The organism is Chromobacterium sp. IIBBL 290-4 (assembly GCF_024207115.1).
Lineage (GTDB): Bacteria > Pseudomonadota > Gammaproteobacteria > Burkholderiales > Chromobacteriaceae > Chromobacterium.
The window spans coordinates 2,137,075-2,149,777 of the sequence record NZ_CP100128.1; the positions used below are offsets into that span (position 1 = coordinate 2,137,075).

Annotated in this window: 12 protein-coding genes; 7 read left to right on the plus strand and 5 right to left on the minus strand. The window is 62.0% G+C overall.

What is annotated here, in order from left to right; all coding sequences use genetic code 11:
- Positions 1-5 precede the first annotated feature (5 nt).
- Positions 6-236 carry a hypothetical protein gene (locus tag NKT35_RS09960; RefSeq protein ID WP_254300926.1) on the plus strand — a complete coding sequence of 77 codons (231 nt, stop codon included), beginning with the start codon at positions 6-8 and terminating at the stop codon, positions 234-236.
- 60 nt (positions 237-296) lie between these two features.
- Here the strand turns inward: NKT35_RS09960 and NKT35_RS09965 are convergent, their stop codons facing one another.
- The 4 genes from NKT35_RS09965 to NKT35_RS09980 all read right to left on the minus strand — a co-directional run bounded on the left by NKT35_RS09965 (position 297) and on the right by NKT35_RS09980 (position 5,141).
- Positions 297-1,043, minus strand: coding sequence for an AraC family transcriptional regulator (locus NKT35_RS09965; RefSeq protein WP_254300927.1), 747 nt, complete (start codon positions 1,041-1,043; stop codon positions 297-299).
- Positions 1,044-1,197: 154 nt separating this feature from the next.
- Positions 1,198-3,441, minus strand: coding sequence for a M9 family metallopeptidase (locus tag NKT35_RS09970; RefSeq protein WP_254300929.1), 2,244 nt, complete (start codon positions 3,439-3,441; stop codon positions 1,198-1,200).
- A gap of 178 nt (positions 3,442-3,619) precedes the next feature.
- The gene (locus NKT35_RS09975) at positions 3,620-4,240 is read right to left on the minus strand and encodes a LysE family translocator (RefSeq protein ID WP_254300932.1); all 621 of its coding nucleotides are present in this window, start codon (positions 4,238-4,240) and stop codon (positions 3,620-3,622) included.
- Between the two features lies 1 nt (position 4,241).
- Entirely contained in the window at positions 4,242-5,141 is a 900-nt protein-coding gene (locus NKT35_RS09980; protein WP_254300934.1) for an NAD-dependent epimerase/dehydratase family protein, read from the minus strand.
- A 125-nt stretch (positions 5,142-5,266) separates the two neighbouring features.
- Between NKT35_RS09980 and NKT35_RS09985 the strand changes: the two genes are divergently transcribed.
- From NKT35_RS09985 to NKT35_RS10000, 4 genes are all read left to right on the plus strand, one after another.
- Positions 5,267-6,160, plus strand: coding sequence for a LysR substrate-binding domain-containing protein (locus NKT35_RS09985; protein WP_254300935.1), 894 nt, complete (start codon positions 5,267-5,269; stop codon positions 6,158-6,160).
- A 212-nt stretch (positions 6,161-6,372) separates the two neighbouring features.
- Positions 6,373-7,332 (plus strand): choline kinase family protein, encoded by a 960-nt coding sequence (locus tag NKT35_RS09990; RefSeq protein WP_254300937.1) that lies wholly within the window; start codon positions 6,373-6,375, stop codon positions 7,330-7,332.
- A gap of 82 nt (positions 7,333-7,414) precedes the next feature.
- Complete coding sequence (locus NKT35_RS09995; protein WP_254300939.1) at positions 7,415-9,238, plus strand: ABCB family ABC transporter ATP-binding protein/permease; 1,824 nt, start codon at positions 7,415-7,417, stop codon at positions 9,236-9,238.
- A 70-nt stretch (positions 9,239-9,308) separates the two neighbouring features.
- Entirely contained in the window at positions 9,309-9,953 is a 645-nt protein-coding gene (locus NKT35_RS10000) for a DUF2239 family protein (RefSeq protein WP_254300940.1), read from the plus strand.
- A gap of 12 nt (positions 9,954-9,965) precedes the next feature.
- On the opposite strand, the gene NKT35_RS10005 is transcribed toward NKT35_RS10000, so the two are convergent.
- Positions 9,966-10,706 (minus strand): substrate-binding periplasmic protein, encoded by a 741-nt coding sequence (locus NKT35_RS10005; RefSeq protein ID WP_254300941.1) that lies wholly within the window; start codon positions 10,704-10,706, stop codon positions 9,966-9,968.
- 47 nt (positions 10,707-10,753) lie between these two features.
- On the opposite strand from NKT35_RS10005, the gene NKT35_RS10010 reads away from it, so the two are divergent.
- Positions 10,754-10,984: a hypothetical protein gene (locus NKT35_RS10010; protein ID WP_254300942.1), complete on the plus strand. Its 231-nt coding sequence runs from the start codon at positions 10,754-10,756 to the stop codon at positions 10,982-10,984.
- A gap of 39 nt (positions 10,985-11,023) precedes the next feature.
- Positions 11,024-12,619: a sulfatase-like hydrolase/transferase gene (locus NKT35_RS10015; RefSeq protein WP_254300943.1), complete on the plus strand. Its 1,596-nt coding sequence runs from the start codon at positions 11,024-11,026 to the stop codon at positions 12,617-12,619.
- The last annotated feature ends 84 nt before the right edge of the window (positions 12,620-12,703 follow it).

Genomic DNA, 12,703 nt, shown 5'->3' on the forward strand with positions numbered 1-12,703 from the left:
TAGACATGGGCGTTTTTATTTTGAACTTACACCGCCTACGTCAACTTGAGCATGCCTGCAAGTTTGTCTGGCCGACGCCGCATTTCAGCCTGCTGCTGCCGGAGGCGAGGTCCGTCAATCCGCTGACGCAGTCCAATTGGGAAAAGGTCGGCGTCCGGCCTGATGTCGAGATCGGCGCGGACGCGGCCCTGGCCAAGGCGCATCAGCTCGCGCGCCAAGCGGGCGGGGGCGTTTAGGGCGCCGCTCTGCCCTTATCCTCACCAGGCGCAAGGCCTGGAGGCGTGCCTGCCTCCGGCTCAGCCTCGGACTTGACCGATTCTGAGCTGACGCGGGCTGAGGTCCAGTAGTTGCCGGCATAGCCGGCTCAGCGCGCTTTGATCGGAAAATCCGCAGGCGGCGGCGATGTCGGCCAGCGGCCGGCGGCTGTGGCGAATGGCGTGGCTGGCGGCGTCCATGCGGGTGCGGCGGATGAAGTCGCCGGCGCTGAGCTGGAACACGCGCCTCATGCGCCGGTCCAGTTGGCCGATGCTGAGGCCGGACAGTTCGCATAGCTCGTTCAGATGCAGCGGCCGGTGGTAGTGCGCCTGGATGTGATCGACGCAGGCGGCGAAGCGCGCGTCCAGCAGTTTTTCTCGGGTCAAGTCGGCCAAGTCTTTGGAGATGCAGACCAATCCCAGCAGCTCCCCATCCGGATGGCGCAGCGGCTGCTTGTTGGTCAGGCACCAGCCGGGCGAGCCGTCCGGATACACGGTCAGATCCAGGCGGTTGCGCAGCGGCGCGCCCTCGGCGAACAGCGCGTGGTCTTGGGCCTGATAGCGGTCGGCCATGGCGTCGGGGAACAGCTCATGGGCGGTGCGGCCTTCGGCCTGCTTGCGATTACGCAAGGAGCAACGCTGGACGCAGCCCTCGCTGAGCGTGAGATAGCGGCTGTCCAGGTCTTTCACCGCGAAGACCATGTCGGGCAGATGATCGAACAAGGCCGCCATGGCGCGGGCGGCGGCGATGTCGCTGGTGAGAAACGTCGATTGCAATGCGGTTTGCATGTCATCACGATCCTTGCGCAAAGCCGCCTGGCGGCGGCGGGGGGCGGTGCCCTTGTACATGCCACTGATTAACATGGCATTAACATAGACATTGGATCAATTTCATGCCTTTTTCAATATGGCCGCGACGGGCAAGCCGCCGCGGCCGAGCCGCTTATTCGTAAGCGGCGCTGACGGAGACGTTGGCGAACGGCTGTTTCGCCTGCAGCGTCAGGTAATACCAGTGCCCGGCTTGCGGCGCAGGAATCGAGACCGACTCCTCATTGCCCGCGCTGACGGAGGCGTAGTCATAGCTGCTGGGGGTGGGGTAGCGATCCTTGGCGACATAAAGATCGACATCGCCGCTGCCGCCGCTGGTCAACAGCTTCAGATTTTTCGCGCCGGCCGGTATCCAGAGGGTGGCGTAGGCCGCGCCGGATGAGGACAGGCCGGAAATCGAGCAGTTCTTGCCCAGCCGCTCGGGGTAAGCCTCATTGCAAGCCGGCAGGCCGGTGCTGGGCGGCAGCGGCGGCTGGCCGGCCGTGGTGGCGCTTTGCGCCCAGGCGGCGAACTCGTTGTCGTAGCGGCTGCCGATCTGCCGCATCAATCCCATATAGCCATTGGCGTAGTCGCCCTTGCGCCACAAAGGCAGCATCGCGTCGATGTCGGCGCGGTGGCGCTCGAACATGAAGCGGGTGGCCATATAGCCCCAGCGGTAGGCGCGGGTGACGTAGTCTGGCATGTCGTAGGTGTTGCCGTAGATCTGGCTGAGCTTGTAGTTGCCGGTCTTGACGATGTCGATGGCGGCCTGGTTGTCGTTGCGCAGCGACAGGTACTCGGCCAGCCCCTCAATCCACCATACCGTCGGTTGCTGGGTGGCGGCGGCGAAATCGCCGTACATGTCGAAGCGGCCATCCAGATAGTGGATGTATTCATGCTCCAGGTTCCATACCTTGAACACCGGACGCAGCCAGGACGCCTCGTGGGCGATGAAGCGGGACTGGTTGTTGGGGTCGGCCGGATTGCCTTCCAGATACATGCCGCCATTGTCGGTGGAGATGCCGTAGATCACGCCGGCGTACTTGGAGTAATTGTCGTAATCGTCAAACACCACCACTTCCAGCGAGGTGTCGTTGTCGTTGGCCACCGGCTGATTATGCGTTTGCAGCATCTGGTGGAAATAGGACTCCTCCTTCTGCAGCAGCGCGCAAGACGACTGCATCTGCTCGGCGGTCATTTCCTGGGAGCGGATGCGGATGGTGGGGCTGCAGGTGTAGCGATTGACCAGGATGGCGTCGGCCAGCTTGGTTTCGAAATTGCAGGTGCCGTACTCACTGCAATTGGCGTTGTCGTAGTACTTCACCGCCTCGGCGGCGGCCAGCCATAGCTCGTTGTCGGCGCCGGTCATGCTGCTGCCGGAGAGGATAGCCTTGGTCTGCGGCTTGATGGCGGGTTTGAGCGCCGGGTATTGCATGAAGCGCAGACCCTCGCGGGCGGCGTCGCCGAGCTGGAAGGCGGTCTCGGTGCCGATCAGGCTGGCCTTGTCGGCCTGGACGAGCTGGGTCAGCGCCGCTGAGTAGCTGCCGTCGTTTTGCAGCAGCGGCGCGGCGTTGGCGCGGCCGTGGGCGTAGAAGAACACGGTCAGCGCGCCGGTGAAGCCTTGGCTGGCGGTGGTTTCGCGCAAGCCTTGCGCGGCATTGGGATTGGCCGCGGTATTGGTGTAGCGCTGGACGATGGCGCGGATGGAGGGCAGGTAATAGGCCTCGTCCGCCATATTGGTGATCAGCGTCATCACCTCGTTGGCGGTGGTGGGCGCTTGGGCATTGGCGGAGAACAGCGCCGCGCCGTCGGCCAGTTGCTTGATGCCGGGACGCAGCACGGACTGCAGATTGGCGTCCAGCGCCGGCAGGGTGCCGGTGCTGGCCAGGTAATAGCCGGCGCGCAGATACAGAGTCAGGTTGACCAGCGCCATCGACGAGGCATTGTAGCCGGCGGCCTCCTGGGCGAACCGGCTGGCAACGGCGTTGAGGTTGCCGGCGCTGTAGATGGTTGACGCCAGCTTCTTGTCCAGCGAGAACAAGCCGTAGGCGCAGGTGTAGTCGGGCAGGCTGACCAGATAATTGGCCAGCTCGGCGCCGCTGTGGCCGGCCAGCGCGTTCATGTCCTGGCATTGCGGCGTGGCCGCGTGGCGGGCCAGTTTCTTCAAGGGCCGGCCGATCACGCTGCGGTTGTCCTGCAAATGGTAGCGGGACTGGAAGTCGGTCGGCGGCCGGTTGCGCCACAGCCGGGGCGCCGCCGGCTGGCGGGGCTGGACTTTATCCAGGTGCGGCGTTTTGTAGGTTTTGGGCGCGGCCTGGACCGGCGCGGCCAGCATGGCGGCCAGGGTCAGGCTCAGCGCGGCGAGGGGGATGCTTCGCATAGTGGTCTCCGGAAAATCAGGGCGTCTCCCTGACCGCAAAATCATGCCAATAGCGCCGCCCCCTTTCTTGGCTCCGCTTGCCGCGCGCGCGCGCGGAATCGCCAAATATGCTCTCCGGGTGTCTGTGCTTGCCGCGGCGCGCGCCAGCCCCTGCCGCGATGCCGCAAACTGTCTATGTTCAGGCCAAACGAGCCGCCGCCAGGCTGGCCGCGCACAGCAGCAGCACGATGCCGGCAAGCTGGCTGACTCGCCAACGCGCCATCGCTTGCGCCAAGCGGCCTTGCCCCAGACGGTGCGCCAGCAGGATCAGCATGGCGAAGTAGCACAGATTGATGGCCTCGAACAGCAGGGCCAGAACCGCGAAACCCGGCTCCAGCCGGGCGGCGGGCGCGTTCAGAAACTGCGGAAAAAAAGCGGCGAAAAACAGCACGGGCTTGGGGTTGATCAGGGTGAGCAGATAGCCCTGGCGGAACGAGGCATCCATCGGCGTTTCGGCCGGGGCAGCCGAGGCGGGGGAGGCGGCGCGCAGCAGGCCCCAGGCCAGATAGGCGAGATAGCCCGCTCCCAGCAGCTGCAGGCCGGTTTGCAAGGCTGGCCAGCGCAGCAGCATCGTTGCCACGCCCAGGGCCGACAGCGCGATCAAGCTGAGATCGCCCAGCACGATGCCGGCTACCGCGCGGGCGGCCAGGCGGCGCGAGCGGCTGGCGCGCTCGCCGACGAAGAAAGTGGCGGGGCCAGGGGTGATGATCAGCAGCAGCGAAGCCAGCAGAAAAGCAGGGAGATGGACCAGGCTGGACATATCAGCGCTCCTGCGCCTGGGCGCGGATGACGCCGGCGAGCCAGTCTCGGCAATCGGCGAAAGCATAGCCCAGCGTTACCGCGCGCTGGGTGCTCATGGCGAAGGGGGCGGCGTAGTCATATGGCAGCGCCGGCGCGGCGGCGGGCTGACTTGGCGGCGGCAAATCCAGGGCGGCGGCGATATGGCGGTCCAGATCGGCCGCGGATAGCGCGCCGTTGTCCGCGGCATTGACCGCGCCGAGAAAGGTCTGCTCGCCGGCCCATTGCAGAAAATGGGCGATGCTGGCGGCGTGGATGAAGGAGCTGCCGCCGCGGGCGGAGGCCGGCGCGGCGATGCCTTGGCGGGCGCGGTGGATATGCTGCGCCAGCCTTTCAGTGAAATCGCCGTTTTCCGCTTGCACGTGGCCTATGCGCACGGTGACCGCGGGCAGCTTGCCGCGCCTGTGCAGCCAGGTTTCGGCCTGGCGTTTGCCGTCTGCGTAGTTGGCCTCGGTCAGCGCGCGCGTTTGCCAAATGAGCGGCGCTTCCACGGCCTCTTCTTGCAGATCGATGGTCTCTTCCCTGCAAGGTTGGGCCCCGGCTCTGCCGGCGTAGACCTCGATGGTGGAGGCCATCACGTATCGTCCCACCCGGCCGGAGAATATCTGTTCGGCCAGGGCGGCGTGGTGCGGCGTGTAGCAAACCTGATCGTAGGCCACATCGAAATCGGCATGGCGGAAGGCCTGCGCCATGGCCTGGCTGTCGGCGCGGTCCACCTGAATGCGTTCGATGGCCGAGCCGAAATCGTCGGGCGAGCGGCCGCGGGTGGCCAAGGTCACTCGGTGGCCGGCCGCTATCAAATTGCCCACCAGCAAGCGGCCGAAATAGCGGGTGCCGCCTATGATCAAGATTTTCTTTGTCATGACATTATCCTGTGGTGTGATTGAGGCAATAATGCTGGCTATGTCATGACGGGCGCAAACGAGCTTTTACGGCGCCTGGCATCAGAAAAACTTAGCCATTCAATCGAACGGGAAAGCGGTGGACCATGACGATGTTTTCTTTGCGCCACCTCGCCGCGCTGGTGGATTTTGAATGCGCCGCGCGTTGGAGCAGCTTTCGCCTGGCGGCGCAGGAGCTGAACAAAACGCCGGCGGCGGTGAGCCTGCAGATCAAGCAGCTGGAGCAGTCTTTGGGCATCCGCTTGTTTGTCCGCCACGCGCGCAGCGTGGTTTTGACCGCAGAGGGCAAGACGCTGGCTGAAGCGGCGCGGCGCGCGCTGGCGGAATGGCAAAACGCGGTGGCTAGCCTGCAAGGCGGCGATGGCGAGCATTCGCTGACAGTAGCGGCCACTCATTCTTTCGCCATCAAATGGCTGGCCGCCCGGCTGCCGGCGTTCACGAGGCTGCATCCCGGCGTGGATTTGCGGCTGGACTCCAGCGACAGGATGGCCAATCTGGAAGCCGGCGAAGCCGACTTGGCCATTCGCTATCTGCCCTGGAGCGCGGATGGCGACGAAAGCTGGCTGTACCGGGAGCAGTTGTGCGTGGTGTACAGCCCCAGCCTGGCTGGAGCAGGGGCCGGGCTGAAGGAACTGGCGGCTCTGCCGCTATTGCATGAGGGCGCGACGGCGCCATGGCTGGCCCTGATGGCGCGGGAAGGCGTGCGGCGCGCGCGTTTCGATTTCGCCGCCGATTTCAGCCATTCAGGCCTGTTGGTGCAGGCCGCCGTGGCGGGGCAAGGCGTGGCGTTGGCGCCGTTTGGGCTCGCGTATGAGGATTGGCGCGCCGGCCGGCTGTGTCGCGCGGCATGCGCGCCGATGGCCGCCAGCCATGGTTACCGGCTGATGCGGGCCAGAGGCAGCCTGGAGAAGATCCGGCCATTCGAGCGCTGGCTGCGGCAGGCGCTGGCCGAGATGCTGACCGAAATCGCGGCAGGCTGAAGTCATTTCAAGCGCGATGCCTGGATGGGCCCAAGCGGCGAAGGTCGAGTGGCGGCGCAAAAGATCTGTGGCGGCTAAGCCGCATCGCTAGGTGAAAATTATTATTTTCCGGGTAATATATTTCATCTTATTTTTACCATGGTATATATTGGCTCGTGCTTGAGAGCCGGCGCGCCTGCCGGCATCGCATGAGCCAAACCAAGAGGCATACCATGGCATTTCCCATACCAGAGGCGATTTCCGCCGCGATACGCCAGGCATTCCCCGAAGGGGCCGGGATCGTTCCGCAAGCATTGGCGCCGGGCCTGTCGGGCGCGCGCATTTTCCGTTTCGAGGCCGGCGGACAAAGCTTTGTCATCCGCCAGAGCGCCCATATCGAGCGCGCCGAGCGCGAGACGCAATGCTGGCGCGGCGCGGCGGCGCTAGGCGTGGCGCCGCGGCTGGTCTACGCCGATGCGGCCAGCGGCATCACCATTTCCGAATTCATCGCGGCTGAGGGAATGGATCGCTCCCCCGCGGGCATCCATCGTGTGGCTTCGGCTTTGCGACGCTTGCATCAAAGCCGGGCTTTCGATGGCGGCATGCCGCTGGCGGAGATTCTGGCGGGCGAGGTGGCCAAGCTAGGCATGGGCCAGCCGGACGCCGTCATTCAGGCGATTTGCCAGGCGGCGGCAGAGGCGGACGCGATCAGCCGGGAAGGCGAGCGCGCGCCCTGCCATTTCGATTTAAACCCTGGAAATATTCTGCTGTCCGGCGAGCGCGTGCTGTTCCTCGATTGGGAAACCGCCGGCCTGGGCGACCCCTACATCGACCTGGCGCAGCTGGGCGTGTTTGTGTTTCCCACGCCGGAGCAAGGGCAAAGCTTGCTGCGAGCCTATTTGCAAACCGAACCCACGCCGGCCGAACAGGGCCGCCTGGCGGCTGGGCGAGTGATCGCGCTGGCTTTCTATGCCCTGGGTTTTTTCCTGGCGGCCAGACGGCGCGACGCCGCTTTGCGCCTGGCTGCGGTGTCGCCGGTATCTTGGGGCGACTTGTTCGCGTTGCTGAGCTCGGGTGGGGCGCAAAGCGCGCCGGAAGTGGCGGCGGCGACATTGGCGGCGGAGATGCGGCGCTGCCAGCAGTCCGAGGCCTATCGGCAGGCTCTGGCTCGGCGCACCGCGCTGGGTGTCTGAGCGGCGGTTGGCGACCAGCAGGCTTGCGGCCAATCAGCCGGCTAGCCGTGATGAGCAGGCGAAACAAAAAAGCGAGAGCGGAATGTTGGCGAGCGAGAAAGGCGGCAAGCGGGCGAGGGCCGGCGCGCTGTGGATGTTGTTCCCCTTGATCTGGCGGTTCAAGGGGCGGGTGCTGCTGGCCATGGCCTGCATGATGCTGGGCAAGGCGGCGGTGGTGTCGGTGCCGCTGTATCTGAAGGATGTGGTGGATCAGTTGTCCATGCCGGCGACCGCCTTGGCCGTGCCGGTGCTGGCGCTGACCGGCTATGGCCTGGCCAGGCTGCTGTCCGGGGTGCTGGGAGAGTTGCGCGATGCGGTGTTCGCCCGAGTGATACAGGGCGCGGTGCGCCAGGCGGCGCTGGATGTGTTCCGGCATTTGCTCCGCTTGTCGTTGCGTTTCCATCTGGAGCGGCAAACCGGCGGCGTCAGCCGGGATATCGAACGCGGCACCAAGGGCATAGGTTTTCTGCTCAATTTCGCGGTGTTCAACATCCTGCCCACCTTGCTGGAGATCGGCATGGTGACGGCGATTCTGCTGCAGCGCTATGCCTGGGCATTCGCGGCGGTCACCTTGGCGACGATGGCGAGCTATATCGTCTACACCCTGTTGGTGACCGAGTGGCGTAGCGGCTACCGGCGGCGGATGAACGAACTGGATTCGAACGCCAACGCCAAGGCTATCGACGCCTTGCTCAATTATGAAACGGTGAAGTATTTCGGCAATGAAGCGCATGAAGCCGCGCGCTACGACCGCAACCTGGCGGCCTGGGAGGCTTCGGCGGTCAAGAACCAGGTGGCGCTGTCGCTGCTCAACGCCGGCCAGGCGGCCATCATCGCCTGCGGCATCAGCTGGATCATGGTGCTGGCCGCGCAGGGCGTGGTCGCCGGAAGCATGACGGTGGGCGACGTGGTGCTGGTGGCCACCTTCATCACCCAGCTGTATGGGCCGCTGACATTTCTGGGTTTTGTCTATCGCGAGGTCAAACACGCGCTGATCGACATCGAGCGCATGTTCAAGCTGCTGGGCGTGCGGGAGGAGGTGAGGGACGCGCCGGATGCTCAGGCTTTGGCGGCGTCTTGCCCGGCGGTCCGCTTCGAGGCGGTGTCGTTCGCCTATGACGGCCAGCGGCAGATTCTGAATGGGCTGAGCCTGGAGATTCCCGGCGGCAAGACCTTGGCGGTGGTCGGGCCCAGCGGCGCCGGCAAATCCACGCTGTCGCGTTTGCTGTTCCGTTTTTACGATGTCGGGCAAGGCGCGGTGCGGATCGACGGCGTCGACATCCGTCGCCTGAGCCAGGACACGCTGCGCGCGCATATCGGCATCGTGCCGCAGGAGACGGTGCTGTTCAACGACAGCCTGTATCGCAATATCGCTTACGCCAAGCCGGAAGCCAGCCGCGAAGAAGTGGTCGCCGCGGCGACGGCCGCGCATCTGCGCGATTTCGTCGCTGCGCTGCCGGACGGTTTCGATACCCAGGTGGGCGAGCGCGGGCTCAAACTGTCCGGCGGCGAGAAACAGCGCGTCGCCATCGCCCGCGCCTTGCTGAAGAATCCGCCCATCCTGATTTTCGACGAGGCGACCAGCTCGCTGGACTCGCGCGCCGAGCAGGCCATCCAGCGCGAGCTGGCCGAGGCGTCGGCCAACCGCACCACGCTAATCATCGCCCACCGCTTGTCCACCATCGTCGACGCCGATGAGATCGCGGTGCTGGACGAAGGGCGGGTGGTGGAGCGGGGCCGGCATGCGGATTTGCTGGCGCAGGGCGGGCGCTATGCTGAAATGTGGCGCTTGCAGCGGGCGGACATGGAAACCGTCGGCGCGCCGACAGAAAAGGCCTGGCTATCAAGGACGGCGGCGCAGGGTTGATGGCTGCGCATCCATTATTACCCTGGTAGTATGTCGCTTCGTATCCGCATTTCCAGGACCGTCTCCCATCATGAGCATACCGGCTGAATCGCTATTGAAACCCTGCACCGCCTTCGAGGGCGCGCGTCGACTGCTGTCCGGCCCGCTGGCCGAGGTGGCGCTGGCGGTGAAAGCCGCCGCGGAGAACGGCTCGACCGAGCCTTTGCTGGTGTTCGACGACGCCAATGGCCGGGTGGTGGATCTGGATTTGCGCGGCAGCGACGCGGAGGTGATCGAGCGCTTGGCTCGCCCGCCGCAGGCCTATCCCGGCCGTTATGCCGCGCCGGCTCAGCCGGCCAAAGCCGAAGCGGCGGTAGAGGAAGACGCTCCGGCCGCGCCGAGGGGGCGGGGGCGGCCCAAGCTGGGCGTGGTGTCGCGCGAGGTGACGCTGCTGCCCCGGCAGTGGGAATGGCTGGCCGAGCAGCCGGGCGGCGCGTCGGCCACGCTGCGCCGCTTGATAGACGAGGCCAGGAAAAAAACGGGCGATCCGCGCAGCCGCCGCGCGGCGCGCGATGCGGCCTATCAATTCATGACGGCGCTGGCTGGCGATCTGCCGGCTTATGAAGAGGCCTTGCGAGCGCTGTTCGCCGACGATGGCGAGCAGTTGGCGCGGCATATGGCATCCTGGCCGGCGGATATCCGCGAGCATGCCTGGCGGCTGGCGTTCGAAGCCTGAGCCGGCTCCGGCTCAGGGCGCGGCCAGATAGCGTTTTTTCACGCTGTCCATGAAACCATCCTTCTGCATGGCGTCCAGCGCCGCGTTCAGCCGGGCCACGCGGCGGAACGGCGTTTGCGGATGGCAGGCGAGATACAGATAACTGGTGGAGAACACCGCCACCTGGCGCAGCGGGCCGAGACGCTCGTGTTCGGCCAGATAGTGGGCGTGGTAGACGCCGGAGGCCCAAAAGTCGATGTGTCCGGCCATCAGCTTGCGCAAATTCAGCACATCGTCCGACACGATGTCCAGCTTGTAGCCGCGGTCGAGCAGATATTGCGCCACCGCGTCGCCGCGATAGCCGCCGATGGCGTAAGGCCGCAGGCTGTCCATGGTCTGCGGGCCGGATGGGCTGCGCGGGCCGGCGAACACGGCCCAGTCGTTCTTCAGCAGCGGGCCTATCCAGACGAACAGCTTTTCCCGCTCCGGCATGCGGGTGGTGGAGAACAGGCAGGCGCGGGGATCGGTTTGGGCCAGATTATAGGCGCGGGCCCAGGGCAGCATGTCGATGCGGTAATCGATGCCGGCGCGGCGGAACATCTCCATCACCATCTCGCTGGAAATGCCGGTGACGCCGCCATGTTCGTCCGGCAAGTTGAACGGCGCGTCGTTCTCGGTCAGCAAGCGAATCGGTTCCGCCTGCGCGAGCCAAGGCAGCAAAAGCGTCAGCGCGGCCCATGCTCCAGTCTTGAACCTCGCCGCCGCATTCGCCATCGTTCATCCGCAAAAAATATCGCCACCGCTCCAGCATAGCAAAGCGGATGAAAGGAAGCATTGCAGAGTGCGGCCTGAGTGATTTAAGCATTGATGGATTGTTTGACATTTTTATTTGGGAACAGAGCGGATGTTTTCAACTTGTTGTCACCTATCTCCTGTCTGCTGTTGAGCAGGTTCACTTTCGATATTGTTGTTTTTCTGTTGACAACGTATTCTCCCACCCTTTCCTTAGATGGCTTGCTAAGGTGAAGGGCGTTTTTGTCTATATTGGCTGACGCTCGTACGTTCTCGTGATGAGTGAAGGAAGGTTCTGGATGAGCAAGATGCGGTGGATAAATAATAAGAAGTTTCTAATAAAAGAGTTATTTTGGTTGTGTGGTATTGCGCTGATTTATTTGGGGATGGATGGTTTTTATGCAAAAGAGCGCTTTCTGAGTATTGGTAATAATACTCAGGGACATTACGGATTTGCGGAGTATGTGCGATGCGTAGTGTTTATTGTTGAGTATATTCTGGCTATCAGTATTTTATACGTAATGGCTAATTTGCGCAAAGTGGTTGGATTGACGTTATTGTCATTGCTGGGAATGGCTATTCTGTTGGATCAAGCTTTGTTTGAGGTTTATGGCGGTCCGGTCGGTATAAGTACTATTGCTATTCTTAATGCTGCAGTAGGTAATGCATTTGATGCAGTGGAGGAGTATTGGCGGCAGATTGTTACGAGTGTTTTTTGGGTAGGACTGTTAATTGTTCCGTTGGCATATAAGGCTTGTCGATCATCCTTGCGTTTGTCAACATGGGTGTTCTCGATCTTGTTTTCCTTGTTGACTGCTATTTATTTGGTAATTCTGATGGTGCGCGGGGAGCCAGCTTTGATTGGTTTCCCTAAAGGTTATTCCTACTTCTTTGGGTCGTCTAGTTTGGCGGCTAATGATGCATATATAAAATTCAATGGCGATAAGCCAGTCCAGCCACGTTGGACAGGGCGCTTCTCTTCTCAAAAAGTGGTGTTGATCATCGATGAGAGCATTCATTATGATGAGTTTGCCGCGCAAGGAAAATTGCTTGATTCAAAAACGGTTGACTATGGAAGGGCGCACAGTGGTGCGAATTGTTCAGCAGCATCAAATTATATCTTGAGACGTGGCACTTGGCATCGAGATGGTAGAGCAGAAATCAATTTGCAGGCAGTGCCCAGTGTGTTCGAGTTGGCAAAAAAAGCGGGATACTTTACAGCTTATGTAGATAATCAAAACGTTTTGCATGATCCAGTAGTGAGGAATTATATCGATAGTCGTGAGGTTGCTGCGATTGATAAAGTATTCGAGGCATCGGGCGAGGCCTACCGGCGAGATGGTGACTCACTATCGACTTTGCAAACCTTATTAAGAAGGGAGGGTAAGGTATTCATTGTGGTCAACAAGGTTGGTTCGCATTTTCCTTACGAAAACGATATTCCGCCACAGATGGACAGTCATGACCGATTGGAAAATTACCGGCGGGCGGTTCGCCATGGTTCCATAGATTTCCTGAATGGGCTGAGCCCATTGTTGAGTGCAGATACTATCGTTTTCTACACATCTGACCATGGGCAGGATCTTCATGGCCGAGTTACACATTGCAATGTCGGAACCCAGGTTGGTCCGGATGAATATGATGTTCCGATGCGTGTGCTGAGTGGGAGCCCTGAATTGGTTGCGGCGCAAAAGGCACGTCTAGGCCAGCTCTATAATCGATTGAGTCATATTGAACTGTCGGAGTCGGTTCGCAATAGTTTGGGTTTTGAGGTGGCGGGTGTGGATTCATTGTTTAAGCCCGCGAAGGATATGCAAAAGCCATTCTGCGGTTTATATGGCCCACCCAAAACCTTCTTTGGAGAAAACCCCCGCTGTTTCATGTTGGGTCATTGAGCGGACTCGCCAATATGCATGCTGGTTGATTGCTCAAGGCCCAGGCATTTTGTGCTAGTAGACGGATGATATAAATTGTCATGA

What these genes read in the sequence shown, in the direction of transcription:
- NKT35_RS09960 (WP_254300926.1), top strand. Translation starts at nt 6, where the DNA reads ATGGGCGTTTTTATTTTGAACTTACACCGCCTACGTCAACTTGAGCAT.
- NKT35_RS09965 (WP_254300927.1), bottom strand. Translation starts at nt 1,043, where the DNA reads ATGCAAACCGCATTGCAATCGACGTTTCTCACCAGCGACATCGCCGCC.
- NKT35_RS09970 (WP_254300929.1), bottom strand. Translation starts at nt 3,441, where the DNA reads ATGCGAAGCATCCCCCTCGCCGCGCTGAGCCTGACCCTGGCCGCCATG.
- NKT35_RS09975 (WP_254300932.1), bottom strand. Translation starts at nt 4,240, where the DNA reads ATGTCCAGCCTGGTCCATCTCCCTGCTTTTCTGCTGGCTTCGCTGCTG.
- NKT35_RS09980 (WP_254300934.1), bottom strand. Translation starts at nt 5,141, where the DNA reads ATGACAAAGAAAATCTTGATCATAGGCGGCACCCGCTATTTCGGCCGC.
- NKT35_RS09985 (WP_254300935.1), top strand. Translation starts at nt 5,267, where the DNA reads ATGACGATGTTTTCTTTGCGCCACCTCGCCGCGCTGGTGGATTTTGAA.
- NKT35_RS09990 (WP_254300937.1), top strand. Translation starts at nt 6,373, where the DNA reads ATGGCATTTCCCATACCAGAGGCGATTTCCGCCGCGATACGCCAGGCA.
- NKT35_RS09995 (WP_254300939.1), top strand. Translation starts at nt 7,415, where the DNA reads ATGTTGGCGAGCGAGAAAGGCGGCAAGCGGGCGAGGGCCGGCGCGCTG.
- NKT35_RS10000 (WP_254300940.1), top strand. Translation starts at nt 9,309, where the DNA reads ATGAGCATACCGGCTGAATCGCTATTGAAACCCTGCACCGCCTTCGAG.
- NKT35_RS10005 (WP_254300941.1), bottom strand. Translation starts at nt 10,706, where the DNA reads ATGGCGAATGCGGCGGCGAGGTTCAAGACTGGAGCATGGGCCGCGCTG.
- NKT35_RS10010 (WP_254300942.1), top strand. Translation starts at nt 10,754, where the DNA reads ATGAAAGGAAGCATTGCAGAGTGCGGCCTGAGTGATTTAAGCATTGAT.
- NKT35_RS10015 (WP_254300943.1), top strand. Translation starts at nt 11,024, where the DNA reads ATGAGCAAGATGCGGTGGATAAATAATAAGAAGTTTCTAATAAAAGAG.